24 protein-coding genes are annotated in these 26,540 nt (G+C 47.7%); 13 read left to right on the forward strand and 11 right to left on the reverse strand.

Going from position 1 to position 26,540, the window contains the following annotated elements:
- The first annotated feature begins 245 nt into the window (after positions 1-245).
- A complete protein-coding gene (gene dusA, locus K9N75_RS01740; RefSeq protein WP_064575365.1) occupies positions 246-1,259 on the forward strand; it encodes a tRNA dihydrouridine(20/20a) synthase DusA in 1,014 nt (337 codons plus the stop codon).
- Positions 1,260-1,418: 159 nt separating this feature from the next.
- On the forward strand, positions 1,419-1,643 hold the full coding sequence (pspG, locus tag K9N75_RS01745) for an envelope stress response protein PspG (RefSeq protein WP_008814740.1): 225 nt from the start codon (positions 1,419-1,421) through the stop codon (positions 1,641-1,643).
- Positions 1,644-2,072: 429 nt separating this feature from the next.
- Here the strand turns inward: pspG and K9N75_RS01750 are convergent, their stop codons facing one another.
- Positions 2,073-3,059, reverse strand: a complete 987-nt coding sequence (locus tag K9N75_RS01750; RefSeq protein WP_130961399.1) for a quinone oxidoreductase — start codon at positions 3,057-3,059, stop codon at positions 2,073-2,075.
- Positions 3,060-3,158: 99 nt separating this feature from the next.
- On the opposite strand from K9N75_RS01750, the gene dnaB reads away from it, so the two are divergent.
- Both dnaB and alr read left to right on the forward strand, forming a co-directional pair.
- Positions 3,159-4,568 (forward strand): replicative DNA helicase, encoded by a 1,410-nt coding sequence (gene dnaB, locus K9N75_RS01755; protein WP_004093484.1) that lies wholly within the window; start codon positions 3,159-3,161, stop codon positions 4,566-4,568.
- Positions 4,569-4,648: 80 nt separating this feature from the next.
- A complete protein-coding gene (gene alr, locus K9N75_RS01760) occupies positions 4,649-5,728 on the forward strand; it encodes an alanine racemase (protein ID WP_061059298.1) in 1,080 nt (359 codons plus the stop codon).
- A gap of 256 nt (positions 5,729-5,984) precedes the next feature.
- Here the strand turns inward: alr and K9N75_RS01765 are convergent, their stop codons facing one another.
- Positions 5,985-6,746 (reverse strand): IclR family transcriptional regulator, encoded by a 762-nt coding sequence (locus tag K9N75_RS01765; protein ID WP_130975215.1) that lies wholly within the window; start codon positions 6,744-6,746, stop codon positions 5,985-5,987.
- Between the two features lie 244 nt (positions 6,747-6,990).
- On the opposite strand from K9N75_RS01765, the gene K9N75_RS01770 reads away from it, so the two are divergent.
- The 4 genes from K9N75_RS01770 (at position 6,991) to K9N75_RS01785 (ending at position 12,233) form a co-directional block, all read left to right on the forward strand.
- Positions 6,991-7,890: a dihydrodipicolinate synthase family protein gene (locus tag K9N75_RS01770; RefSeq protein WP_114445933.1), complete on the forward strand. Its 900-nt coding sequence runs from the start codon at positions 6,991-6,993 to the stop codon at positions 7,888-7,890.
- A 16-nt stretch (positions 7,891-7,906) separates the two neighbouring features.
- The gene (locus K9N75_RS01775) at positions 7,907-9,424 is read left to right on the forward strand and encodes a D-arabinonate dehydratase (RefSeq protein WP_114445932.1); all 1,518 of its coding nucleotides are present in this window, start codon (positions 7,907-7,909) and stop codon (positions 9,422-9,424) included.
- 74 nt (positions 9,425-9,498) lie between these two features.
- Positions 9,499-10,506 (forward strand): PdxA family dehydrogenase, encoded by a 1,008-nt coding sequence (locus tag K9N75_RS01780; RefSeq protein WP_114445931.1) that lies wholly within the window; start codon positions 9,499-9,501, stop codon positions 10,504-10,506.
- Between the two features lie 368 nt (positions 10,507-10,874).
- Positions 10,875-12,233 carry a GntT/GntP/DsdX family permease gene (locus tag K9N75_RS01785; protein ID WP_224452149.1) on the forward strand — a complete coding sequence of 453 codons (1,359 nt, stop codon included), beginning with the start codon at positions 10,875-10,877 and terminating at the stop codon, positions 12,231-12,233.
- A 235-nt stretch (positions 12,234-12,468) separates the two neighbouring features.
- Here the strand turns inward: K9N75_RS01785 and K9N75_RS01790 are convergent, their stop codons facing one another.
- Together K9N75_RS01790 and yqhD are read right to left on the reverse strand one after the other, a co-directional pair.
- The gene (locus tag K9N75_RS01790) at positions 12,469-12,744 is read right to left on the reverse strand and encodes a hypothetical protein (protein ID WP_193765302.1); all 276 of its coding nucleotides are present in this window, start codon (positions 12,742-12,744) and stop codon (positions 12,469-12,471) included.
- Positions 12,745-13,454: 710 nt separating this feature from the next.
- On the reverse strand, positions 13,455-14,612 hold the full coding sequence (gene yqhD, locus K9N75_RS01795; RefSeq protein WP_008814743.1) for an alcohol dehydrogenase: 1,158 nt from the start codon (positions 14,610-14,612) through the stop codon (positions 13,455-13,457).
- A gap of 206 nt (positions 14,613-14,818) precedes the next feature.
- On the opposite strand from yqhD, the gene K9N75_RS01800 reads away from it, so the two are divergent.
- Complete coding sequence (locus tag K9N75_RS01800; RefSeq protein ID WP_008814744.1) at positions 14,819-15,730, forward strand: AraC family transcriptional regulator; 912 nt, start codon at positions 14,819-14,821, stop codon at positions 15,728-15,730.
- 31 nt (positions 15,731-15,761) lie between these two features.
- Positions 15,762-17,045, forward strand: coding sequence for an alpha/beta fold hydrolase (locus K9N75_RS01805; protein WP_096080050.1), 1,284 nt, complete (start codon positions 15,762-15,764; stop codon positions 17,043-17,045).
- Between the two features lie 66 nt (positions 17,046-17,111).
- Here the strand turns inward: K9N75_RS01805 and K9N75_RS01810 are convergent, their stop codons facing one another.
- Both K9N75_RS01810 and trmB read right to left on the reverse strand, forming a co-directional pair.
- Positions 17,112-17,438 (reverse strand): YggL family protein, encoded by a 327-nt coding sequence (locus K9N75_RS01810; RefSeq protein WP_004093458.1) that lies wholly within the window; start codon positions 17,436-17,438, stop codon positions 17,112-17,114.
- Complete coding sequence (trmB, locus tag K9N75_RS01815) at positions 17,438-18,154, reverse strand: tRNA (guanosine(46)-N7)-methyltransferase TrmB (protein ID WP_004093456.1); 717 nt, start codon at positions 18,152-18,154, stop codon at positions 17,438-17,440. The genes K9N75_RS01810 and trmB overlap by 1 nt, the downstream gene beginning before the upstream one ends.
- A gap of 314 nt (positions 18,155-18,468) precedes the next feature.
- Between trmB and mutY the strand changes: the two genes are divergently transcribed.
- The 3 genes from mutY (at position 18,469) to mltC (ending at position 20,995) form a co-directional block, all read left to right on the forward strand.
- Complete coding sequence (gene mutY / locus K9N75_RS01820; RefSeq protein ID WP_039184446.1) at positions 18,469-19,533, forward strand: A/G-specific adenine glycosylase; 1,065 nt, start codon at positions 18,469-18,471, stop codon at positions 19,531-19,533.
- Positions 19,534-19,559: 26 nt separating this feature from the next.
- Positions 19,560-19,832, forward strand: coding sequence for an oxidative damage protection protein (locus K9N75_RS01825; RefSeq protein ID WP_004093452.1), 273 nt, complete (start codon positions 19,560-19,562; stop codon positions 19,830-19,832).
- An 83-nt stretch (positions 19,833-19,915) separates the two neighbouring features.
- Positions 19,916-20,995, forward strand: a complete 1,080-nt coding sequence (mltC, locus tag K9N75_RS01830) for a membrane-bound lytic murein transglycosylase MltC (protein ID WP_035503554.1) — start codon at positions 19,916-19,918, stop codon at positions 20,993-20,995.
- A gap of 54 nt (positions 20,996-21,049) precedes the next feature.
- Here the strand turns inward: mltC and nikR are convergent, their stop codons facing one another.
- The 5 genes from nikR to speFL form a co-directional block, all read right to left on the reverse strand.
- A complete protein-coding gene (nikR, locus tag K9N75_RS01835) occupies positions 21,050-21,508 on the reverse strand; it encodes a nickel-responsive transcriptional regulator NikR (protein WP_008814748.1) in 459 nt (152 codons plus the stop codon).
- 112 nt (positions 21,509-21,620) lie between these two features.
- Positions 21,621-22,289, reverse strand: a complete 669-nt coding sequence (locus K9N75_RS01840) for a glutathione S-transferase family protein (RefSeq protein ID WP_224452150.1) — start codon at positions 22,287-22,289, stop codon at positions 21,621-21,623.
- A gap of 153 nt (positions 22,290-22,442) precedes the next feature.
- Positions 22,443-23,765, reverse strand: coding sequence for a putrescine-ornithine antiporter (gene potE / locus K9N75_RS01845; protein WP_039184437.1), 1,323 nt, complete (start codon positions 23,763-23,765; stop codon positions 22,443-22,445).
- A gap of 119 nt (positions 23,766-23,884) precedes the next feature.
- The gene (speF, locus tag K9N75_RS01850) at positions 23,885-26,047 is read right to left on the reverse strand and encodes an ornithine decarboxylase SpeF (RefSeq protein WP_004093443.1); all 2,163 of its coding nucleotides are present in this window, start codon (positions 26,045-26,047) and stop codon (positions 23,885-23,887) included.
- A 325-nt stretch (positions 26,048-26,372) separates the two neighbouring features.
- Positions 26,373-26,477 (reverse strand): leader peptide SpeFL, encoded by a 105-nt coding sequence (speFL, locus tag K9N75_RS01855; protein WP_016361109.1) that lies wholly within the window; start codon positions 26,475-26,477, stop codon positions 26,373-26,375.
- Positions 26,478-26,540 lie beyond the last annotated feature (63 nt).

The raw sequence follows: 26,540 nt of genomic DNA on the forward strand, positions 1-26,540 counted from the left end.
ACGCAGGTGAAATCAGCCACCGCTGTTATTGGCGCTAAGAGTATCTTAGTTGCGCTGAAAAAGCAGGTGCCAACATTGCAGGCGAGAGTATGTTGAGCACGTGCATTAATCGTGCGGCTTAATCGAGATACAGCTTCAATACTGGAAGTCGGTAGGATAAGTGCCAATTCACGGTATACTTGCGTTATACCAGCGGTGACGCAGTTTACCGTATTTGATTCAAACTGACTGAAATTCTGAGAATAATGACCCAAAACGCCACTAATCTTTCTTCTGCAATGCCGTTCAGCCAGAGCCGTTTTTCCGTTGCTCCGATGCTGGATTGGACCGATCGCCACTGCCGCTATTTTCATCGCAAACTGAGTCGCCAAACACTCCTCTATACCGAAATGGTCACGACGGGTGCCATTATTCATGGTAAAGGTGACTATTTGGCCTATAGCGAAGAAGAACATCCGTTGGCGTTGCAACTAGGGGGCAGCGATCCCGAAGCATTGGCGCATTGTGCCCGTTTGGCCGAACAGCGTGGTTATGATGAAGTAAACCTTAACGTTGGCTGTCCATCAGACCGGGTGCAGAACGGTCGTTTTGGTGCATGTCTTATGGGGGAGGCTCAACTGGTCGCCGATGGTATCAAAGCCATGCGCGACGTTGTTTCTATTCCAGTTACGGTAAAAACGCGTATCGGTATTGACGATCAGGATAGCTATGAGTTCCTGTGTGATTTTATTGATATCGTGTCTGGGAAAGGTGAGTGTAATAGCTTCACTGTCCATGCGCGTAAAGCGTGGCTTTCCGGGCTGAGTCCGAAAGAAAACCGTGAGATCCCACCGCTGGATTATGAGCGTGTCTACCAACTCAAACGTGACTTCCCTCATCTAAATATCGCCATTAACGGTGGAGTGAAAACGCTGGAGGAAGCAAAAATCCATCTACAGCACTTGGATGGCGTAATGATGGGGCGTGAAGCTTATCAGAGCCCAAGTATTTTAGCGCATGTCGATCGTGAACTGTTTGATTCTACCGCTGATGTACCAAACAGTATTGACGTGGTGCGCTCGCTCTATCCCTATATTGAACGTGAACTGTCTAACGGAACTTATTTAGGCCACATTACGCGCCATATTCTCGGCTTGTTCCAAAGTATTCCAGGTGCTCGCCAGTGGCGTCGGCATTTGAGTGAAAATGCGCATAAGCCGGGTGCTGGTGTAGAGGTAGTCGAAGCCGCGTTGCAGTTCGTGAGTCAACCACGTGGCTAAATAAACGAAAAGTTAGTAAATTTCACCAAGCGCTGTAACGCCCGTTACAGCGTGTCTTATCAAAATCAATGAGTTACAAAAAACTCTTACTTGGCATGATTCTTGTAAAAGAGTGAATAGCTAACGGTATCGCCGTTAAATTTTACTCAGGAGATCACCATGTTTGAAGTCCTCTTTATTCTTGGCTTTTTTGCCGTGCTGATGGTGACCGGGGTTTCAATGCTGGGCATCATCGCAGCCATGGCAGTTGCCACAGTACTTATGCTATTTGGTGGCCTATTTGTGATGGTGCTTAAACTGCTGCCGTGGATAGTTTTGGCCATTGTCGTGGTGTGGATCTACCGTTCTATGCAGAAGAAACCGCAGCCAAGGCGGTATTATTAAGTTTGGGTGTGCTTATATCTACGTTGGAACGGTGATGGGCGTCTAAGTATCTTATCCCTGTGCGCCTTCGACCTACCGCCATCTTCTCTGATGGCGGTTCTATCATGCATTTCATCTAACACGAAAAGACAAAACAATATTGTTTTGCCTTTGCCTTTTTAATTGTTTAAGTCTTGGTAGGAAGAGCCGGCACGACAGGGATGTCGTGACGGAGTTTGGGGCGCCCTGGATGGGCGATACCAAACCGTAGCGAAGATGGCATCTCGGATAAAAGCGCGCGAGTTGAGAGCCCCCGCGCAACGGGGCTCTCATCGGTCGCCTTCTCCAGTAGGCTTATGGAAACACATTTGCTGACCGGCGAACGAAACATTTCACTGTGATTCCATAGAGGATGTTGACGTTCCAAAACCCAGCAAAAAATAGCGCCTACTACTCCGGTATCAACAAACTCGATCCCTGTGTCCCGCGGCTTTGCAGTACTTCGTGCGCTTTTCTTGCGTCACTTAAGGCAAATTTCTGCGTATCAGGCACATCAACGCTAATTGCACCGCTGGCAATCATTGAGAAGAGTTCATGGCTGGCACTAAGCAAGTCTTGGTGATTATTGATATAGCCATTGAGAGAAGGGCGTGTAACGTACAGCGAGCCTTTTTGGTTGAGTATCCCCAAATCAACGCCGGTGACAGGGCCTGAAGCATTGCCAAAGCTGACCATCAGCCCGCGTTTTTTCAGACTATCGAGTGAGGCAAGCCATGTGCTTTTGCCCACAGAGTCATAGACAACGTTAACTTTTTCACCCTGAGTCAGTTCTGCGACGCGCTGGGCGATATCTTCGGTTTGGTAATTAATTGTCGCCCATGCACCAGCCTGTTTTGCTCGTTCGGCTTTAGCGTCTGAACCTACGGTACCAATCAGCTTGGCGCCCAGCGCTTTTGCCCACTGGCATGCTATTTGGCCTACGCCCCCAGCTGCGGCATGGAATAGGAAGATTTCGCCTGCTTTGATTTCATAAGTTTGGCGCAGCAAATAATGCACGGTAAGACCTTTGAGGAAAGAGGCAGCGCCTTGTTCAAAGCTTATTGCATTAGGCAGTAAAGCCACTTTTTCCGCAGGGACGTTATGTACCGAACTATAAGCACCGAGAGCGCTCTGCGCATAAACCACGCGATCGCCGACTTCAATACTGGTGACGCCTGCACCGACTTTAGTGACCACGCCAGAGGCTTCTGTGCCAAGCCCTGATGGGAACTGAGAAACTGGGTACAGTCCGCCACGAATATAGGTGTCAATGTAGTTGATTCCGATGGCTTTATTGCTGATCTGTACCTCTCCCGCAGCCGGATCTTTCGGATCAAAGTCTACATATTCAAGCACTTCTGGCCCACCGTGGGCGCTAAACTGGATACGTTTTGCCATCGTCTTTCCTCAAATGCATAGTGTCATTGTTATAATCAAAATTAGATTACATTCAGGTATACTGACGCGTCTTTCACTAACAGGTAAAGCATTCCCACTATGGCAGGAAATAAACCCACCAACAAATCAAACGAGACCCCGCGCGACAGGCAGATGGAGGGGCTCAAGCTACCACCACATTCGCTGGAAGCGGAACAGTCCGTGTTGGGCGGGTTGATGCTGGATAATGAGCGCTGGGATAACGTGGCTGAGCGTGTTGTCGCCAACGATTTCTACAGTCGTCCACACCGCCTAATTTTTACGGAAATGCAGCGACTGCTGGAAATGAGCAAGCCGATCGATTTGATCACGCTGTCTGAATCGCTAGAGCAACGTGGCGAATTAGAATCCGTGGGCGGATTTGCTTATTTAGCAGAGCTTTCAAAGAATACGCCAAGTGCGGCGAACATCGGCGCTTATGCCGATATCGTACGTGAACGTGCAGTTGTCCGCGATATGATCTCGGTGGCTAATGAGATCGCCGACGCGGGCTATGATCCTCAAGGACGTAGCAGCGAAGATCTGCTTGATTTGGCGGAATCACGTGTATTCCAGATTGCGGAAAATCGTGCGAACAAAGACGAAGGGCCGAAAAGCGTTGACCGTATTTTAGAGCAGACGGTTGCACGTATTGAGCAGCTTTATCAGACTCCACATGACGGTGTGACAGGGGTCGACACCGGTTATCAGGACCTCAATAAAAAAACCGCCGGTTTACAGCGTTCTGACCTGATTATCGTAGCGGCGCGTCCATCGATGGGTAAAACCACGTTCGCCATGAACTTGTGTGAAAATGCCGCAATGACCCAAGATAAACCAGTGCTGATATTCAGTCTGGAGATGCCCGGCGAACAGATCATGATGCGTATGCTGGCGTCATTAGCACGCGTTGACCAAACCAAAATTCGTACCGGTCAGCTAGACGATGAGGATTGGGCACGAATTTCCAGCACCATGGGGATTCTGCTGGAAAAACGTAACATGTACATTGACGACTCATCAGGTTTGACCCCAACGGAAGTGCGTTCGCGTGCGCGCCGTATTTTCCGTGAACACGATGGGCTTAGCCTTATCATGATTGACTACCTACAGCTGATGCGTGTGCCGTCGTTATCGGATAATCGTACTTTAGAAATCGCGGAAATTTCCCGCTCGCTCAAGGCGTTAGCAAAAGAGCTACAGGTTCCGGTTGTGGCACTGTCTCAGCTTAACCGCTCTTTGGAACAACGTGCAGACAAGCGCCCGGTAAACTCCGACCTGCGTGAGTCTGGCTCCATCGAACAGGATGCCGACTTGATCATGTTTATCTACCGCGATGAGGTTTACCACGAAAACAGCGATCTGAAAGGCATTGCGGAAATTATTCTGGGTAAGCAACGTAACGGCCCAATCGGTACGGTTCGTTTGACCTTTAACGGCCAGTTCTCGCGTTTTGATAACTATGCAGGCCCGCAGTACGACGACGAATAATCGAGCTGGTGACAAAACATCGTCAGCTCTCTAAGAGCAGTAATTAATTAACTCATTTGAGATATTGGGAAGGAATAGAAATGAAAGCGGCAACCGCAGTCATTGATCGCCGCGCTCTGCGACACAACTTTCAGCAAATTCGTCAATTTGCGCCGCACAGCCGACTGATAGCCGTTGTAAAAGCAAATGCCTACGGGCACGGGCTTTTAGAAACAGCCAAAACGTTAAAAGATGCAGATTGCTATGGCGTAGCGCGTATCGGCGAAGCCCTGAAACTGCGCTCGGGCGGTATTGTTAAGCCTATTCTGATGCTGGAAGGCTTTTTCTCTGCCGACGATCTGCCCGTTTTGGTTGCCAATAATATTGAAACTGCCATTCATAGCGAAGAACAGTTACAAGCGCTGGAAGAGGCTGAGTTGGAGCGTCCGGTTAAGGTTTGGATGAAGCTGGATACCGGCATGCATAGACTTGGGGTACGTCCAGAGCAGGCCGATGCGTTTTATACGCGCCTTTCCAACTGCCGCAACGTTGAGCAGCCGGTGAATATTATGAGCCACTTCAGCCGTGCAGATGAGCCTGAAACGGGTATGACTGAAGCTCAGTTAGCTTGTTTTGACGCATTTGCTACGGGTAAACCTGGCTTGCAATCTATCGCTGCTTCGGGCGGTATTCTGCTTTGGCCACAGTCGCATCGCGATATGGTTCGCCCAGGAATTATTCTGTATGGCGTATCTCCGCTGGCTGAACCCTATGCCGACCATTATGGCTTACAGCCGGTGATGACGCTGAAATCTAGCCTAATCGCCGTGCGTGAGCACAAAGCCGGTGAACCTGTGGGCTACAACGGCACATGGGTAAGCCAGCGCGATACCCGACTTGGCGTAGTCGCGATTGGCTATGGCGATGGTTATCCACGCAGTGCGCCTTCTGGCACTCCCGTGCTAGTCAATGGCCGTGAAGTGCCTATCGTTGGTCGTGTATCGATGGATATGATTTCGGTTGATTTAGGCCCAGAGGCGAAAGATAAAGTGGGTGATGAAGTGGTTTTGTGGAGTGCAGAACTGCCGGTTGAAAAGATTGCTAAGTATACCGGAATCAGCGCCTATGAGTTGATTACCAAGCTGACGCCGCGTGTCACGATGGAGTATGTCGGAGAATAAACTATGGCCGACGGCTTATGCTCATTAGCTTCAAGCTGTTCGGTCGTATTCAGGAGTCGTCAGGTAACACGTTGTTTTTTGATGTTACCTCACCATGATCCCTGATCAAAAAAACCTTTTTAGCTCGAATTAGTCAGTCGATATTATTGCGCAGTGCGTACGCTGGTATCCGGCGTATGAACTGCGCAATCTGAGAAATGATGGCAGACGCTGAGCATGCTATGCTCTCCGTTGAGTCATCCGCTAGGCTGTGACATCAGCTATATCTCAATTTTGCTGATAGCTCCTGACAGGCCTTCTGTACCAGAATGGAGTAGTCAGGGATCCGTTCTTTAGGCAACTGAACTTCCACTCCACTGATACTGATTGCTGCAACTACCTCTTGCGAACTGTTAAATACCGGCGCTGCAATGCAGTAAATTCCCGGCGAGTCTTCTGCATTATCAAAAGCCCATCCCCTCTCACGAATGCGCGCAAATTCCTGCATCAAATCAGATTTACGGGTAATAGTGGTCTCCGTATAGCGGGGCAACGTTTCATCTGGCATCAGCGTATCCATTGTCTCTTGCGGCAGCCATGCGCACAGGGCTTTCCCCACACCAGAGCTGTGGAGTGAGAGCTTCTTGCCCACCCATGACCGTATCCCTATCGGCTGAGCACTTTCAAGCTTCAGGATATAAATAGGGGCAACTTCATCCAGAATACCCAGATGGCAGATAAGATCTGTACTATCCCGCAGTTTTTCCAATACTGGCTGAGCGACCTTACTAATATCAAACTGTTCTAGAGAGCGGTTTCCCCACTCATACAGCTTCAGCCCCAGGAAAAATCGCCCTCTATCCTGACGTAACAAATGATGGTCAACCAGCGCATTCAGTAAGGATGAGGTGCTGCTTTTGGGCAGACCCAAATCCTGCTGGATCTGACTAAACGTGGCACCCGGTGTGTTAAACAAGTAACTGCAAATCCTGACGGTTTTATCGAGCGCTGGTACGGACGTTGTAATTGTCTGATTCATAGGGGCAGATGTCTTTTGGTTCATGGCTTTTGCGAGTATACCTCATTCACTTCTGTTGAGTAGGGCTGCTTTTGTGTGGTTTCTGTACATCATTTCCAAGTACAGATATCACGCAATAAATCCGACACAAATCACAATTGTCAGCTTGCGTTGCAAAATCCTTTGACTCTCTGAGCCCAACTCTGATGTACTCTATTCATCACACAGAACTATAGTTCTGTATATTGAACTAGATGAGGTCGGTATGTCAACGAAATTCAGGGGTATTTTTCCGCCGGTTCCTTCCATAGTTGATGCGCAGGGGGAGTTGGATAAAGTAGGCATGGCTCGGATGCTGGAGCATGTTATCGAAAGCGGTGCTGACGGGATGTTGATCCTTGGCAGTGGGGGCGAGTTCTCACAGTTTTCTTCCCAACAGCGAAAAGAGATAGCTGCATTCTGCCTGCATCATGTGAATGGCAGAGTTCCTGTTCTGATTGGGATTGCTTGTTCAGGCACTGCAGAAACCATTGAACTTGGTTGTCATGCGCAGGAGCACGGCGCCGATGGCGTTCTGGTTGTGAATCCGTACTACGCGAAACTCAGCGATGACGCCCGCTTCATGCATTACAAGCGTATTGCTGACGCACTCAAAACTCCAGTGTTCCTGTATAACTTCCCAGATCTGACCGGTCAGGATATTGGTCTTGATATCATCACGCGACTGGCTAAAGAAGTGCCGAATATCGTGGGTATCAAGGACACTATCGATAACATCAGCCATACTCGGGAAATTATTAACCGTGTGCATACCTTCCGCCCCGACTTCATTATCTTCAGCGGGTACGACGAATATATGCTGGATACCCTGCTACTGGGCGGCCATGGCGGCATTCCGGCGACCTTCAACTTTGCGCCAACTATCACTCGGAGTATTTATCAGGCTTTTCTGGACAACGATCTGGAGAAGGCCCGGTATTTTCAGCAGCAGCTGGCAAAACTTTCCCCGTTGTATGCGTTGGAACAGCCTTTCTTTGGTGTGATTAAAACGGCCATCAAACTAAGTGGGCTGGATATCTCTACTGCGGTTGTTGCACCGGCTCTGCCGCTTAGCGATGAAAAAACTGCCGTGGTGAAAACCATTCTGGCAAGCATTCACCAGTAAAAATGAGGGGCGTATTATGAATCACAGTCCGGTACTTAGACTGAATCCTGCCGATGATGTTGTTATTGCCCGTCAGGATATTCCTGCTGGAACATGGCTGGAAGCTGAAGGATTAGAGACGCGTAACCTCATTCCGGCCGGTCACAAAATTGCCCTTCGCGATATTGCCGCCGGCAGTGTGGTTAAGCGCTACGGACAAATTATCGGTTTTGCCACCTGCGACATCCGGCAGGGTGAACATATTCATGTACATAATCTCGGCATGGGCGATTTTGAGCGTGATTATGCATGGGGAGAGGGCAGTCTTCCCCTGAAGCTGGATGCGCATCAGGATACCTTTATGGGGATCCGCCGAGCAGACGGGCGTGTGGCGACACGCAATTTTATTGGTGTGCTGAGTTCGGTGAACTGCAGCGCGACCGTTGTCAGAGCTATTGAAGATCACTTTCGTGCGCGGGGTCTCAGCGATTTTCCGAATGTGGATGGCATTGTGGCGCTGCCGCAAAGTTTTGGCTGTGCCTTCGGCTCTGACAGCGAAATGATGAAGGTCATGCGCCGGACGATAGCGGGCTATGCCACCCACGTAAACTTTGCCGGAATTGTGATTGTGGGGCTGGGGTGTGAGTCTTTTCAGATTCAGGACATGATGAATGCCCATGGATTGAGTGAAGGCCCCATGCTGAAGTGTCTTACCATTCAGGAAAGCGGAGGTACCCGTAAAGCCATTGAAAAGGGTATCTCCTTCATTCTCGGGATGTTACCGGAAGCCAATCGGGTTAAGCGTGAGCCGGTGCCTGTCTCGGAAATCATTCTGGCTCTTGAGTGTGGAGGCTCTGACAGCTACTCCGGTATCTCCGCCAATCCGGCTCTTGGTTACGCGGTGGATCGGTTGGTTCGTCAGGGCGGTACGGCAATACTCTCCGAAACCTCGGAGATTTATGGTGCTGAACACCTCTTAACACGCCGAGCTATCAGCCGGGAAGTGGGCGAAAAACTGGTTCGACGTATTAAGTGGTGGGAGGACTACTGCGAGCGAACCGGGAGTGAGATGAATAATAACCCGTCAGCTGGTAACAAAGCAGGCGGCCTTACGACGGTGCTAGAAAAATCCTTGGGTGGTATCGCCAAAGCCGGTACGACTAGCCTGATGGAAGTGTATGAGTATGCCGAACCAGTCACGGCGAAGGGTTTTGTCTTTATGGACACACCAGGATATGACCCGATGGCAGTCACTGGGCAAGTCGCCGGAGGCGCAAATCTGTTGTGCTTCACCACTGGGCGGGGCTCTGCCTTTGGCTCAAAACCAACACCCTGTCTGAAACTCGCGACTAATAATGCTCTGTGGCATCGCCAGCAAGATGATATGGACCTGAACTGCGGCACCATCGTCGAAGGTGAGGAAACGATTGAACAGGTTGGGGAACGAATTTATCAGAGGATCATCGATATGGCCTCCGGCGCTCGAACCCGAAGTGAAGAGCTCGGTTATGGCAGTCAGGAATTTGTGCCCTGGACCATGGGGTCGATCATGTAATAGCCGCTGGCAGCCATCTGTTTCAGCGCGTCAGGTAACTCAACACAAAATTTTAGATAACGCAGAGGTGAGTAATGGAACGTAAACCTGTTCTGGGGATTTTTCTGGGTGAAGCGGCAGGTATCGGCCCTGAGCTGATTGCCAAAGTGGTAGCTGATGGCACGGTCTATAAATACTGTAGGCCAGTTCTGATTGGTGATGCCCGAGTTCTGGCACTCGGCCAAAAAATTGCTGGGGTGAATTTTCAGTGGGATGTTATTAGCGATCCTACCGAAGCAAACTGGGACACAGGGAACATCCCGCTGCTAGATCTGAAAAACTTCAACCCTGAAAATATGACCATGGGGACCATTGATACTACCTCCGGTCACGCAACGGGTGAGTCGCTAGTAGTCAGCATGTCATTACTTAAATCCGGCAAGATTGACGGCTTTGTCTTCGCACCCTTGAATAAAGAAGCCTTCAAGAAAGGCGGCTGGGATATTGAAGATGAGCATTATCTGTTTGCTGAACAGTTGGGATGTCTGGACAGACCGCGTGGATTGCTGAATGTACTTGACGATCTCTGGGTATTTCGCGTGACTGGGCATATTCCGTTTAAAGATATTGCCAGTCATATAACTCCTGAAAATGTCAGCCGCTCTGTCCAACTGTGCTACGACACGTTACGTATGGCTGCCTTTGAAAATCCGCGCATCGCTGTTGCAGCCCTGAACCCCCATGCTGGTGATGGCGGCACATGTGGTACGGAAGAAATTGACGTTCTTATCCCAGTCATTGAAACCTTCCGGGAAAAGGGGATGGATATGTATGGTCCAGTACCGGGAGATACCGTATTTATACATGCGTTTAATAATGAATATGATGCGGTCGTAACCCTGTTCCATGACCAAGGGCAAATAGCCACCAAACTTCACTCCTTCGATGTGGGGATCACCGTAGCGGCGGGATTACCTTTTGCTATCACAACTCCGGAACACGGCACTGCATTTGATATTGCAGGAAAGGGCGTGGCAAAAACACTGGCGACCGAGCGCGCTATTGCTGTTGCGGCCAGAATGGCCTCCACAACACATAAATAATACTTCTTTTTAATAGCCATTAATGCCACGCCAGTTCGGCGTGGTGGAAAATGACGAGCGTTATCTACATCGTTGTTAATTTAATAATATTGACACTCGATAATAGTATTTAAATTTTATGACGATGCTCAGCATCAGGGTAATACATTCCCTTCTTTATTTTCTTGTAATTAAAGTTGGGGTGAAAAATCAATAACTGCTTTATTTATATTAATATATATCGGCAGGAAATTTATATGTCCAAGAAATAATTAAAACAACAATATGCCATTTAAAAAATGGTATCAATCAGATAATTTAAAATCAGACTCAACCGGTTTATCTTTTTATATACACCGGCGTAGTCCCTATAGCTAAGGAGAAGCCTTGTGCATTCAACTTCATTTGTGGTAATTAGCGGACTTATTGCAATTGTCCTGCTTATTATCCTTATCACCCGATTAAAACTACATCCTTTTTTTGCTCTGCTCATTTCGTCTGTGCTTTTAGGTATTGTGAATGATATTGGCGTCACGAAAAGTGTGACAGCATTTACTCACGGTTTTGGTGGTCAGCTCTCCGTGACGGGGGTGGTTATTGGCCTCGGTGCGATGCTGGGGGGACTATTGGTCCAGTCAGGCGGCGGGGACAAAATAGCCGATATCATTATTGGTTCCAGAAAACTCGTCTGGATGCCGCTGAGTGTCGGTTTGGTTTCGCTGATTATTGGGTTGCCAAACCTGTTTGAAGTTACCTTTGTACTGATGGTTCCACTGGTGTTCTCCATCACGAAAAGACTGAATGTGCCTGTTCTCACCGTGGCTATCCCGATGTCTGCCGGTTTGATGACCGCTCACGCACTGCTGCCGCCTGGACCTGCAACGATTATTGCCGCTACTGCCTACAATGCCAATATCGGTGAAACCACACTCTACGGTGTGATTATCAGCGTACCGGTGCTACTTGCGGGGGCTTACCTTTTCCCACGTCTTATGCGTAACCATCTCAATGTGGGCACGCCTCTCGATCTGAACGGTCCTGCGCATGGGAAAGAGGCTGCCGGAGAGCGTGTTCGTCAGCCGTCCTTAGCTGTCGCACTGACCACGGTAATGATCGCGCCGTTCCTGATGATTATCGGCACCATTGGTCTTGATTTCCTGCCAAAAACCGGCGTCATAACAGAAATTTTCCAAGCCATTGGTAACCCTGTCATCACTCTCGGGCTGGCGTTGATTTATGCCATGATTTTCTTGGGGCGTGCTGCTGGCTTCAGTAATGAAGGGATTTTGGCTATCAGCAAGAAAAGCATTGTTCCTATCGTGGGTTTGTTGCTGATTATCGGTGGTGGCGGTGGTCTAAAGAATATACTGACCGAGATCGGCCTGAGTGACATTATCAGCCATCTGGCTACTGACTGGTCCATCCCTCCACTGATTTTTGCATGGCTTGTGGCGGCTGTTTTTCGTATTGCGTTGGGCTCCGGCACGGTTGCGGTCTCCGCATCAGGCGGTATTGTGGCAGCCTTACTGGCCGCAAATCCAAACACTAATGCTGCACTGCTGGTGCTTTCAACCACCACAGGTGCCATGATTTTCTCCCATGTCAGTGACGGTGCATTCTGGTTGTTCAAAGAGTATTTTGGCCTGACTGTCCCGCAAACCATTCGCACTTGGAGTTATTTGGTCACCGTCCAGTCAATTGTCGGCCTTATCGGGGTACTCATCCTTGGGGCTATTATCGGTTCGTGATTTTCCAGACCTTATACAAGAGTGGGTAATCGGTTTTACGATTGCCCGCTTGGTGGATTTAATATTTTATTCTCTGTGAGCGGGTTCTGTTTGCAAGGACGGCCGACACTATGAATTAATATAAATGGTGACAATACTGTAGTGCAGGCGACACTTAATGCCAGTAAACCTGATGGTATCCACTATTCTTAAATGGATACCATCAGGATATTTTAATCAGCAGAACTGTTTATTGTTACCTTGGTATTTTTCCATCGTAATCAAACAGGGTTTCAGTCTCTCCTCCTTCATATTCTTGAAGGGCTGAAAGATGTCGGTCTCCCTTCCATGTATATTTTACAGATATGGTATTACCTTGATTTTTTACCTGTTGGTTTTTACCTATTTTAATATTAGGAATAAAATCATTTCGAACGCTATCCTTTTCAAAGGATAGATGTTTTTTGTATGCTTGCAGTATGTTTTTTTTTATCATAATAGCAAGTTTTAGTATTAGAGTAGTCCATTTCATGACGAATGGTTGGATCACATACAATGTCTCTTGCCTTCGTGAGTTGCAACCATTGATCTGACGGTGAATTAGAAAAACTATCATTTCTAATAGAGTAATTATTGCCTGTCTTTTTTATTTCAAACTGTGGAGCAGGGAATGAACATTGCGCACCTTTATTCTGGCTTGAGAACGTTAATTCCAATACGCCTTTGTTATCTTTTATATCATACTGACCGTCGCATGAAATAATAGCGGGACGTCTTGATGACGATGTCGTTATCATTATACTGACAAAGGCTTGGCTCTTTTTACTATCGACGTCGATAAAATAAGATATTGAGTCTTGGGGGCCATCAAGAATAATTTAATCAGTTTGATTAAGTTGATAGCCGCCATCCCAATGAGAGTCCGATGCTGCAAGTGTACTTCCAGACCCTACGGTAATAAAAAACAAACCTAGTGTTAAAATCCATTTCATATAGTCATCTCTTTCTATGGTAGTCAATATGTTGTCTATTAATTATGTTAATTGTTTATGCTTTGGTATTGGTTTTTAATATGAACTGACGTGTTCATTATCTCATTGGGCATATTGAACATACAATAAAAACGGGTGAACATTCATTCACCCATTTTTATTTATTTTAGATACTGAAAGCCTAAAACTCAGTTGGACACAAAATGATTACGTTTAATGTAATCCGTTATGTCCGATGAACTGGAGGCGTTTACAGTGACGCTTCATAAATTTTGCGGCTATCTTCCAGCGTAATATCGCTGTTTTCGCCCAAAGCGGTCATACCATGTTCTTTTAGTTTTGCCAGTAGCGTCGGAATCGAAGTGGCATCAACACCGTAGTCTTTCAGATAGGTTTTAATGCCCATCTCTTCGAAAAACTTACGCGTTGCGGCAATCGCGGCATCGATACGCTGTTCTTCATTACCTTCACGAATATTCCATACACGCTCTGCGTATTGCAGCAGTTTGGCATGTTTCTGCTGGCGTTTAGCCTGTAGCAGAGACGGAAGAACGACCGCTAGCGTTTGAGCATGATCCATACCGTGCAGCGCAGTGAGTTCGTGTCCCAGCATGTGTGTTGCCCAATCCTGTGGAACGCCTGCGCCGATCAAACCGTTCAACGCCATAGTTGCACTCCACATGACATTGGCGCGAACGTCATAGTTTTCTGGTTCTGCCAAGGCGCGTGGGCCTTCTTCAATCAGCGTCAGTAGTATACCTTCGGCAAAACGATCCTGAATTTTGGCATCTACCGGATAGGTCAGATATTGCTCTACGGTATGCACAAACGCATCCACAACGCCGTTTGCGACCTGATGGGCAGGTAAGGTATAAGTCACTACCGGATCTAGGATTGCAAATTTCGGCATGACATATGGAGACTGGAAGGCACGCTTATCACCGGTAGAGCGGCGAGTAATAACGGCACCTTTATTCATTTCTGAACCGGTCGCAGGCAGAGTTAATACCGCGGCTAGTGGGATCGCTTTTTCGATTTTGCTGCCGTAGGTTTCCAAAATATCCCATGGTTCGCCAACGTAGTCAGCCGCAGCGGCAATAAACTTGGTGCCGTCAATCACTGACCCGCCGCCTACGGCTAGCAGAAAATCAATTTTTTCGTTGCGCACCAGTTCAACACATTTCATCAGGGTTTCGTAAGATGGGTTTGGCTCAATGCCGCCAAACTCAAAGACATGCAGCCCTTTCAGCGCGGCATGAACCTGATCTAGAACGCCGGTGCGTTTCACACTGCCGCCACCGTAAGTAATCAGAATACGAGCATTCTCTGGAACTTCATTACGCAGATTAGCAATTTGACCTTTACCGAATAGCACTTTTGTTGGGGTGTGAAGAGTAAAATTTTGCATTGCAATCAACCTCAGTGTTTATTTTGATTCGTTATGCTTTGGCCGTCGACGCCAACGCATTTTCTGGATGTTATTCTGGGCGCAATACGCTGATGTCTCAATGCACATTTCTGTTGATGACTTGCCTATTTCTACAAATAACTGTAGAAATTGAAGCGTATTAGGCATTATTTATTGCACTTATTTGAGGCGGCGGAGATTGGTCAATGTTGATTGATGAACGGTGGAAGCAGCTGGCACAGCAGTTGAGTCGCCAGATTACCCAGACTGGTGTAAGCGCTTCACCTATTGAAAATGTAAAAATTATCTATGCGGATGAGCATCACCCGCGAACACCCGTGATGTATGAACCCTGCATTATCATCGTTCTACAGGGACATAAGGTGGGATATCTGGGTGAGAAGGTATTTCGCTACGATCCGACCAATTATCTTCTGATGACTCTGCCACTGCCCTGCGAATGTGAGACGTTTGCGACGCCGGATGAACCTTTGATTGGTCTTTCGGTGCGGGTGAATACCAGCATGCTGCAGGATTTGCTGATGGATATCGGCGATGGCTTGGTCGCTAAGCAACGCTGCCAATCTAGTGGTGTGAAGTCAGTCTCCCTTGATGAATCGATGTTTTGTGCCACCGAACGACTGGTAGATGCGATGGAAAATCCACTACAGGCCAGAGTACTGGGGCCACAAATTGTGCGCGAAATGTTATTCCATGCTCTGTGCGGGGAAGGCGGGGAGGCATTGCAGGCCTTGGCAAATCGTCATAGCCATTTTAGCCAAATTGCTAAGGCTCTACGCCTGATTGAACAGCAGTATTCCGACAGCCTTAACGTTGATTTACTGGCGCAGGAGGTGAATATGAGCGTATCGGCCTTTCACCATAACTTTAAAGCCGTCACCGCAACCTCTCCATTGCAGTATATAAAATCTTTCCGCCTGCATAAGGCGCGCATGATGATGTTGCACGATGGTCTGAAGGCTAGCACCGCAGCGATCCGCGTAGGCTATGAAAGTGCCTCGCAGTTTAGCCGCGAGTATAAGCGTTTCTTTGGTAATACGCCGAGCGAACAAATGACTCGCTACCGTGAAGGTGGCTTGAGTATTGTAGAACGATAAATTACGACTTTGCCGCAGGAGTGGATTTGCCATGATAGAAAGGGAATATTTAGTCGCTGGAATGCAGGTGCGTGAGCACCGTTTAGACGTGCCGCTGAATTGGTTCGATGCCAGCGATCCACGCCGGATTTCGATTTTTGCCCGTGAGCTATCTATTGCTGGCCGAAACGCCGATGGGCTGCCGTGTCTATTGTTTTTACAAGGGGGGCCGGGAGGTAAATGTCCGCGTCCAACCAGCCAGAGCGGGTGGCTCGCTGAAGCGCTGAAGAGTTTCCGCGTGATCTTGCTCGATCAACGCGGAACAGGGCAGAGTAGCAGGATCGAATCCAGTTCGATTCGTGGCTCCAGCCCCCAGCAGATCGCTGACTATCTTCGCTGTTTCCGTGCTGATTCTATTGTGGCCGACGCTGAACATCTGAGAAAAACTCAGTTTGGTGGCTGTAAGTGGAGCACTTTAGGGCAGAGTTTTGGTGGTTTCATTACTTTGACGTATTTGTCACAAGCTCCTCAAGGACTTGAAGCCTGCTATATCACGGGTGGGTTGCCTGCCATCCAACCGAATGCGGAATTGTTATATCAGCGTACCTACCAAAAACTGAGGGAAAAGAATCAGATTTTCTTCTCTCGCTATCCTCATATGCGGCAGCAGATTGACCGCATCGCCGACGTACTGAGTGAACAAGAGGTTTATCTGCCCGATGGCGATATTCTTACGACTCAGCGTTTGCAAACGCTGGGTATTCAGTTGGGAATGAGCGAAGGCTATGAAAGCTTGCTGTGGCTGTTTGATGAGGCTTTTAATCAGGATGGCGAGTTGAGCGATACTTTCCTTACTCAGGTGATGAACCTGACAGGCTTTGCTGAACATCCACTCTATGCTGTTATGCATGAAAGTATTTATGCTGACGATAACAGTGGTGCGACGAATTGGGCGGCGCAGCGAGTGCATAACACTTTGCCGGAGTTCCATGCTGAACAAAGGCCTCTGCTTCTGACCGGCGAAATGATCTACCCGTGGATGTTTGCTGAAATGCAGACTCTACGACCATTCCAAGAGGCAGTAAGCTTACTCGCCGAGAGCGAGCGGTGGTCGCCGCTGTACGACGCGGACCGCCTGAAGGCTAACCAAGTACCTGTAGTCGCCGCAGTTTATTACAACGACATGTATGTTGATGTAGGCCTATCGCTAGAAACGGCGAGCCATATAGGTAACTTGGAAACGTGGATCACCAGCGAGTATGAACATAACGGCCTGCGTGTGGGCAATGTATTCTCGCATTTGCGCCAGATGATGGCGTTACGTGGCGTCGCTTGATTATTTAATAACCGTACGTCAGTAATAAAAAACCCGCCGAAGCGGGTTTTTTCACACGAGTGGAAATCAATCCCACCAAACATCAAACAGATCGCTCACGACAACATTCTTCATGCCGTGTGATTCCAGCCACTCTTTTACCAGCTTCTGATGTTCTTCGGTGCACTGACCAATCTGCTGCAGGCAGATCAGACCTTCCCACGCCAGATAGCCACTACCATCAAATGCTAGGCCGTTTGGCTCGATAGCTTCATCGATGAACTTATCAACAGTGGAGTCGATAATGTCGATACCGGTGCCTTCTTCAAAATTCCAGCTTACGCTGAAGCCCAGTTCCTGAAACTCATCGATATGCATCTTTTTACGCAAACGACGGCTGCGGTTTTTAGCCATTATTCTACCCTCTCAAACATCAAATCCCAGTTGCCATGCCCCAAACGCTGACCACGCAGTTCAAACTTCGTTAATGGACGCGAGTCCGGCCGAGGGACGTATGTATTATCGCTGGACAGGTTTTTATAACCTGGTGCGTTGTTCATCACTTCCAGCATATGCTCGGCGTAGTTTTCCCAGTCTGTTGCCATATGGAAAACGCCGCCGATTTTCAATTTGCTCTTAATTTGCTGAGCAAACGGAGCTTGTACGATACGGCGCTTATGGTGGCGCGCCTTATGCCATGGATCGGGGAAAAACAGCTGAACCATTGCCAGTGAGTTTTCCGGGATCATTTCTTCCAGCACTTCAATAGCATCGTGGCACATCACTCGCAGATTAGTGATGCCAGCTTCGTGTGCGGCTGCTAAACATGCACCAACGCCCGGCGAGTGAACCTCGATGCCGAGGAAGTTTTTCTCTGGATGCTGCTGTGCCATGGTCACAAGCGATGCGCCCATACCAAAACCAATTTCGAGTACGGTAGGTGCGTCACGGCCAAATAACGCGACAAGATCCAGCGGCTGCGGCTGAAAATCTACGCCCATCACCGGCCAGAAGTTATCCAGCGCAAACTGCTGCCCTTTGGTCAGACGCCCTTGACGGCGTACAAAACTGCGGATACGGCGCATAACGCGACCGTTCTCATCAAATTCCGGTGATACTACGTCATTCATAGTGGTGCTTCATCTGCCTGAATATGGATGTTTAACATAAAGTGAAGGCGCATTATGCAAAGTTAGCCAGTTTTCACAAGCTATGATTTTAACAGCTACCGGTTAGTTCTAGGCAGAAACTTTATTTATTTACTGTTAATCGCTGGATAACGCTCACATTCATCAGCGTTATTACCGCGAGTAAAACAGCCGATTGATGCAAGCTTGAGAAAGATCCGGTTTACAGTCGGTAGCCTCTGTGCTGCAATCGCAGCCTATTTTTATCAGCCTTGGTTTCTTAACCGCTAATGGCCTTCAGGGAACTCCTAACGCTTATGATGCTGGCGCAACAATTCGCGCAGTCGGTGCTGACTTGGTACGACCGCTACGGACGTAAAACTTTGCCATGGCAAAGCCCAAAAACACCTTATCAAGTATGGCTGTCGGAAGTCATGTTGCAACAAACTCAGGTTGCGACCGTGATCCCTTATTTCTTGCGTTTTATGGAGAAATTCCCAGACGTTCGCGCGCTGGCCGCGGCGCCTCAGGATGAGGTGTTACATCTTTGGACAGGGCTCGGTTATTACGCTCGTGGCCGCAATCTACATAAAGCCGCGCAGACGATTATGGAAAAGCATGGCGGGGAGTTCCCGACGTCGTTTGACGATGTTTGCGCTCTTCCCGGCGTTGGCCGCTCCACTGCTGGTGCGATCCTTTCATTGTCGCTCGGTCAACATTATCCCATCCTCGACGGGAACGTGAAACGCGTTTTAGCGCGTTGTTACGCAGTTGAAGGCTGGCCGGGAAAAAAAGACGTCGAAAATCGGCTGTGGGAAATTAGCGAACAGGTCACTCCTGCCAAGGGTGTTAGCCAATTTAACCAGGCGATGATGGATTTGGGCGCGATGGTTTGTACCCGCAGTAAGCCAAAATGCGAGCTGTGCCCGCTAAGCAGCGGTTGTATTGCCTACGCTAATAGCAGCTGGAGTCAGTATCCGGGTAAAAAACCAAAGCAAACTATTCCTGAAAAAACTGGCTATTTTCTAATGATGCAATCTGGCGATAATGTGTGGCTGGAACAGCGTCCTAACGTCGGACTATGGGGCGGATTGTACTGCTTTCCACAGTTTATCAATGAAGATGCGCTACGCGAGCACGTGGCTTCACTAGGGATAAAACAGCCCAAGTTGCATCAGCTAACATCATTTCGCCACACGTTTAGCCATTTCCATTTAGATATCGTACCGATTTGGTTTGATATAACGCAGCAAAGTCACTGCATGGATGAAGGAACTGGACTCTGGTATAACTTAGCCCAGCCACCGTCCGTCGGTCTGGCAGCCCCCGTGGAACGTTTATTGCAGCAGCTGTCTAAAGAGCCAGTTTCTCAGCGATCGTAACAAGGCTCACCACATGAGGAATAATCATGAGTAGAACGATTTTTTGTACATTTTTAAATCAAGAAGCCGAAGGGCAAGATTTCCAGCTGTATCCGGGTGAGTTAGGTAAACGGATCTTTAACGAGATTTCGAAAGAAGCATGGTCGCAGTGGATGTCCAAGCAAACTATGCTGATCAACGAGAAAAAACTCAGCATGATGAACCCAGATGACCGCAAACTTCTTGAGCAGGAAATGGTGAAGTTCTTGTTTGAAGGCCATGATGTGCATATCGAAGGTTATACGCCGCCGAGCCAGTAATCTTAATAACGAGTATATTGCGGGTTTGACAGCGCTAAGCCCGCAGTTTGAGATCCTATTTTTCATCCAATATGGCTGTGAAGATGAAGAAAGTTTTAGCATTGATCCTGATCGCACCCTTGCTGATCTCTTGTTCTGGAAAGAAAAATACTCAGGACAGCGAAGCCTATGTCAAAGATACCAATGGTTTCGACATTTTGATGGGACAGTTTGCCCATAATATTGAAAACATTTGGGGCATCAACGAGGTGCTGATTGCGGGGCCAAAAGACTACGTAAAATACACCGATCAATACCTAACGCGTAGCCACATCAACTTTGATTCCGGCCAGATCACTATTGAAACGATCTCACCGACGGATCCGGCCGCCAGCCTTAAACAGGCCATTATCAGTACATTGCTGATGGGAGACGATCCCGGTTCTATCGACCTCTATTCTGATGTAAACGATATTCAGATCAGCAAAGAACCCTTCCTGTACGGTCAAGTATTAGACAATACCGGACAGCCAATTCGTTGGCAGGGGCGCGCTAGCAACTTTGCCGACTATCTAGTCCAGCATAAGCTCATGAAGCGTACTTCTGGGCTGCATGTGATTTACTCAGTAACGATCCAATTGGTGCCAAACCACTTGGATAAACGTGCTCATAAATATCTCGGGATGGTACGTAAAGCTTCTGAAAAATATGGCGTCGACGAGTCTTTGATTCTGGCAATTATGCAAACCGAATCGAGCTTTAACCCGTACGCCGTCAGCGGCTCTGATGCACTTGGTCTGATGCAGGTGGTTCAGCACACCGCAGGTAAAGACGTATTTGTACAGAAAGGGAAATGGGGTACGCCAAGCCGTAGCTATCTGTTTGATCCAGAAAATAATATTGATACTGGTACTGCATATCTGGCGATCTTACAGAACAACTATCTGGGCGGCATTCAGAACCCGACGTCACGGCGTTATGCGGTAATTACCGCTTACAACGGCGGCGCAGGCAGCGTGTTGCGAGTATTCTCCAGTGACCGTAACCGTGCAGTGAGCATCATCAACCAGTTAACACCGGGTGATGTATACGAAACGCTCACCAATAAACATCCTTCTGGCGAATCACGTCGCTATCTATACAAAGTGAACAACGCGCAGAAGAGCTATCGACGCGGGAAGTAAACTTTCTCCACGCCCGCTCTCCTTTTGAGGGCGGGCAGATGCCTCATCATAAACTCAGTCATGATGATGATTATGCCCTTCAGCATGTTCATGTTGATGTTCATAGTCTTCGCCCGGCACCACAACCAACTTACCATAGCGCACGCCGCGCTCTGCGATCACCTTCTCTGCAAGACCCTTTACTTTCCCACTCGCACCTTTAAGCAGCGATACTTCTAAGCAACTGCCATGATCGAGATGCACATGCAGGCTTGCGAGCGATAAATCATGGTGATCGTGGAAGCTTTTCGTTAGACGCTTAGAAAGTTCACGGGCTTCATGGTCGTAAACATAAAACAGCGCCGCAACGCAGTTGCTAGTTTCATCGTTCAATGTCGGCATTGCCGTGGCTTGAAGTCCGGCACGAGCTAAATCACGAATCGCCTCGGAGCGATTTTGGTAGTTACGTTCTTTGATGATGGTGTCGATCTCAGCCATCAAATCATCATCCAGTGAAAGGGTAACTCGTTGCATAAAATTAGTTCCTAATCCGGCTTTAGTCGCAAGAGTATGCCATTGTTCACATAGCTAAAAAACCGAGCTACCAACAACTTAGTCTATCAACACTAAGGATGAGTCCATCAACTTAGTCCATTAATTCTAACGGCCCACCTTTTTCTAATGCGCGCAAATAGGCAGGTCTCGCGTGTAAACGCTTCAATAACCCCCGTGCATGTGGGGCCTTATCCAATCCCGTGCGTATATTCATTGCTTCCAAGGGAAAACTCATCTGTATATCTGCCAGACTAAAGTGGTCACCAGCAAACCAGTTATTTTTACTCAGGTGATTTTCAATGAAGCGCAAATGCGTTGCCAGTTGCTGATCAAGGTAACCACGCTGCACACCTTTACTTAACAGGCTGCCAATTGGCCGAATGATCCAAGGCACTGGAGCCTTCCCTAGTCGATTAAAAATCAACTTCATTACCAATAATGGCATTAATGATCCTTCGGCATAGTGCAGCCAGTAGCGGTACTGCATCCGTTCTGGCTTATCCTGCGGTTTGAGCAGTGCGGAGTGGTCATAAGTATCTTGCAGATATTCGAGAATGGCAGCGGACTCCGCAATTGTCCATTCGCCATCGGTCATCACGGGAGCCTTTCCCAACGGATGGATTTTTTTCAACGATTCAGGAGCCAGCATGGTTACGGGATCGCGTTGATACTGTTCGAACTGATAGGGTAATCCCAGCTCTTCAAGCGTCCAAAGCACCCGGTGTGAACGCGAATTATTAAGATGATGGACCGTAATCATTTTCTAGCTCCACTAGCATATGTTTTCTAACTATAGCCAGCAGATGAAAAATTACACAAAAGATCATGGGGGCGATTAAAAACAAAGGGAGCCACCGATGGCTCCCCTTATTGGGTAAAACAACTGCCTAATAAATCTGATTAAAAATCAGTATTAAACATTTTTGTCCTGCATTTCAAAACGAGGTGAGATCAGGCCGTACAGTGTCCATCCTAAGAAGGTTACAATCGCACCATACATCATGGCTTCTTCACCTGATGAATAAAGAGCATAGAAGCTATACATGGCACCAATAAACGCGATGATATTTGCCATGCGGGCTTTGCTTGGATTGACCTTCGCCACTTTCTGAATAATAACCAGAGCGGCCATAGACAGAATGTAAGGGATAATATTAGTTACTACCGCAAGGTTAACCAGCACGTTGAACTGCTTATTCAGTGACGGACTGATAGTCATCAGAGACAGCACGGTTTGGATAATCACGATAACGATCATACCTTTTACCGGCGCGTCAGCCTTAGTCAGCTTAGAGAATACTTTAGGGAAATAACCTTCATCCGCCGAGGATTTAAACACCTGAGCGATGGTGAACTGCCAGCCGAGTAATGAACCTACGCAGGACATAATCATCAGTGCCATGATGATTTTACCCACACCTGGAGTAAACATTTGCGCGAATGCTAAACCAAACGGCGCGGTTGAATTCGCCAAATCCATATTTGGCACAATACCTGCAATCACGTTAGTTGAAACAATATAAATAACCGCTGCGCCCAATGTGCCGCCCAATACGGCAATAGGTACGTTACGTTCAGGATTGTCGACAACATCAGTATTAGCACAGGCAGATTCTAGCCCCAAGAACGCCCACAGCGTCATTGCGATAGAAGAACCGACCGCTTCAAATACAGGTAAATGATGCGGGTTCCAAGACTGTACATACATCGTTGGGCTGAACCAGAACCAACCGATAACCGAGATACCAACAACCGGAATGATAACGCCCCATACGGTTACGCCACTAATGCGACCCGTAATTCTTGCGCCACCAAAGTTAGCAATAGTTGCCAGCCAAAGCACGCCAATTGTCGCGATACAAATTCCCAAAGGTGTTAAGTTTGCCCCGACTAATTCGGTACCGTAGCCAACGGCAGAAATTGCAATTGCCACGTTCGCAATTAGCAAAGATACACCGTAGGTGTAGTTCGCCATGAAGTTGCCGGATTTACCAAAGGCATATTCCGCATAGCCTCCCATACCACCTGATTTACGGCTGAACATCCCACATTTAGCAAAAGCATAAGCCAAAGCCATTGAGCCCAAAGCTGTCACCAGCCATGAAACAATAGACAGCGTCCCCACTTCTGCTAATTTCGTCGGTAACATGATGATCCCTGAACCCATCATGTTTACCGCCGTCAAAATTGTGAGCTGAACGACGCCCATTTTATTGTTGCCTTTAGACGTACTCATATTGTGTCTCTCTCATAAACTCTGTTAGCGAAGAGCCGGTTACATCGCGACCCTTCGCTATTTCTTTTTATCGGAAAATCAGTTTCGGCCAATAGCCCTGCCGAGAAATGATTTCTAGTTTATTGTTTAATAACATAGCCATAAGCACGTTTACGTCCGTCCTCATCCTGTTGGATATAGACACCCTGCAATTCAGGAGCAAAGCCTGGTAACAGATTGATGCCCTCTTCCAGCGCCAAGAAATAACGCTGTACAGAACCGCCCCAGATTTCCCCTGGAACCACACACAGCACACCTGGAGGATAAGGAAGAGCACCTTCAGCGGCGATGCGGCCTTCAACCTGACTTAAAGCAACTAATTCAACGTTGCCGCGTACAAACTCGATATTCGCCTGTTGTGGGTTCATCACCACTTTCGGGAAGTGAGCTTTACGGAACATCTCTTTTTGCAGTTGTTTCACGTTGTGGCTGACATACAGGTCGTGCATTTCCTGACACAGTTGGCGAATGGTGTAACCCTGATAACGTTCTTCGTAGTTTTTGTAGATAGATGGCAGCACATCAGCCAGTGGCGCATCTTCTTCCAACAGGCGCTCAAAGCGGGCAATTTGGGCAACAAGATGCTGCATCTTGGCCATATCTTCCGCTGGCGTCATCAGGAACAGGATGGAGTTCAAGTCGCATTTTTCCGGTACGATGCCGTTTTCACGCAGGAAGTTCGCGAGGATAGTGGCAGGAACGCCAAACTTGTCATATTCACCGGTTTGTACGTTGATACCTGGTGTGGTTAGCATCAGTTTGCATGGGTCTACAAAATATTGATGCTCTGCGTAACCTTCAAATGAGTGCCAACGCTCACCAGGGATGAAGTCGAAGAAGCGCAGATCGTTTGCCATCTCTTCGGTATCAAAGTCTTCCCATTTGCGGCCATCAATGGTTGCTGGAACGAATGGACGAATATGTTTGCAGAGTTTTAACAGCAGCTTACGGGTTTCAATACCTACTTTAACGCAGTCCATCCACATACGTTTTCCGCTTTCGCCTTCGTGCATTTTGGCGTTAACGTCCAGCGCAGCGAACAGTGGGTAGAACGGGCTGGTCGATGCGTGCATCATAAATGCATTATTCATGCGCTTATGGTTCACATAGCGATCTTGACCCTTGATGTGTTTATCTTTTTTATGAATCTGTGAAGTCTGAGAGAAGCCAGCTTGTTGTTTATGTACTGACTGAGTAACCAGAATACCAGGGTCATTTTCATTCAGTTCCAACAACAGAGGCGAACAGTCGTTCATCATTGGGATGAACTGTTCGTAACCCACCCATGCAGAGTCAAACAGGATGTAATCACACAGATGACCAATCTTATCAACCACCTGACGAGCGTTATAAATGGTACCGTCATAGGTGCCTAACTGAATAACCGCTAACCGGAACGGACGTTTTTCGCTAGAACGCTCTGGAGCAACTTCACGCACTAAATCACGCAGGTATTTCTCTTCGAAGCAGTGGGAATCAATACCACCGATGAAACCAAACGGGTTACGCGCAGTTTCCAAATATACTGGCGTTGCTCCAGCCTGAATTAACGCACCGTGATGGTTAGACTTATGGTTGTTACGGTCGAACAACACCAGATCGCCTGGCGCGAGTAAGGCATTCAGCACCACTTTGTTAGAAGAGGATGTGCCGTTTAATACGAAATAGGTTTTATCTGCGTTAAACACTTTTGCGGCATGCATTTGTGCAGTGCAAGGTGCGCCTTCGTGGATTAACAGGTCACCCATTGAGACGTCAGCGTTACACAGGTCAGAGCGGAATAATGTTTCACCAAAGTAATCAAAGAATTGACGTCCTGCTGGATGGCGGCGGAAGAACTGGCCACCTTGGTGCCCAGGGCAGTCAAATGCGGCATTGCCTTGCTGTACGTATTCCACCAAGCTACCAAAGAAAGGAGGTAATACTTCTTTCTCATATTTAGTTGCGGCAGCTTCAAGCTGTTTACCGTAAAAATCAACGTTGCCATCGCATAATTCAAATACGCCAGTTACACGTGGCAACACCTCTGCAGGAAGTTCTTCTTCGCAACAAACCGCGACAAAGATAGGAATACCAAAACCGGTTTGTTCAATGGTATCTAACATACCGGATACCGCATCCTCAACGGAAATGACTGCGGCTGAAACATCAGTAAAGTTAGTGTTATTAATATCTACCGTTTCACGTTCCGTACTAAAGCATTCCGAGGTGTTGTTATTAACAGCTATTTTTAGTTTTTCCATTTTATTTATGGTCTCTTGTTTTATTAATAGTAAAAAATTAGATACAGCGTAGCCGTCAGATATTCCCAAACGGGATCTGAAGCTGAATTATTTTTTTTAGGCAATATTCCCCTGCAATAATTCAGGATATTGAATTACTGATAAGAGTTGATGATTGCCTTGGTGGACATGCCACCGAGTTGGCGTATGAGCTAGTCAGGATTGTCAAATGCAACTTGCCGAATGATAGATAAAACTAGTCTATTCAATAAGATACTAGATTAACTAACGTTTGGGAACGGGCAAGCATGACGATCCGCAATAGCGGACGCCGCAGGAGGGGAGATTATTTAGAGTTGAAAAGGTGAAAGTCAAAGCAGCTACGATGCGCCATCATCATAAGATGAGTGACACGTCGAATATGTGGCATAGCTTTATTGTTATTTTCCATTTCCTATTTCCTCTTTATCTGGATAACCGAGGACATTGTAACTCGGGAAACTACATAAACCGT

This window comes from Hafnia paralvei, assembly GCF_020150375.1.
Lineage (GTDB): Bacteria > Pseudomonadota > Gammaproteobacteria > Enterobacterales > Enterobacteriaceae > Hafnia > Hafnia paralvei.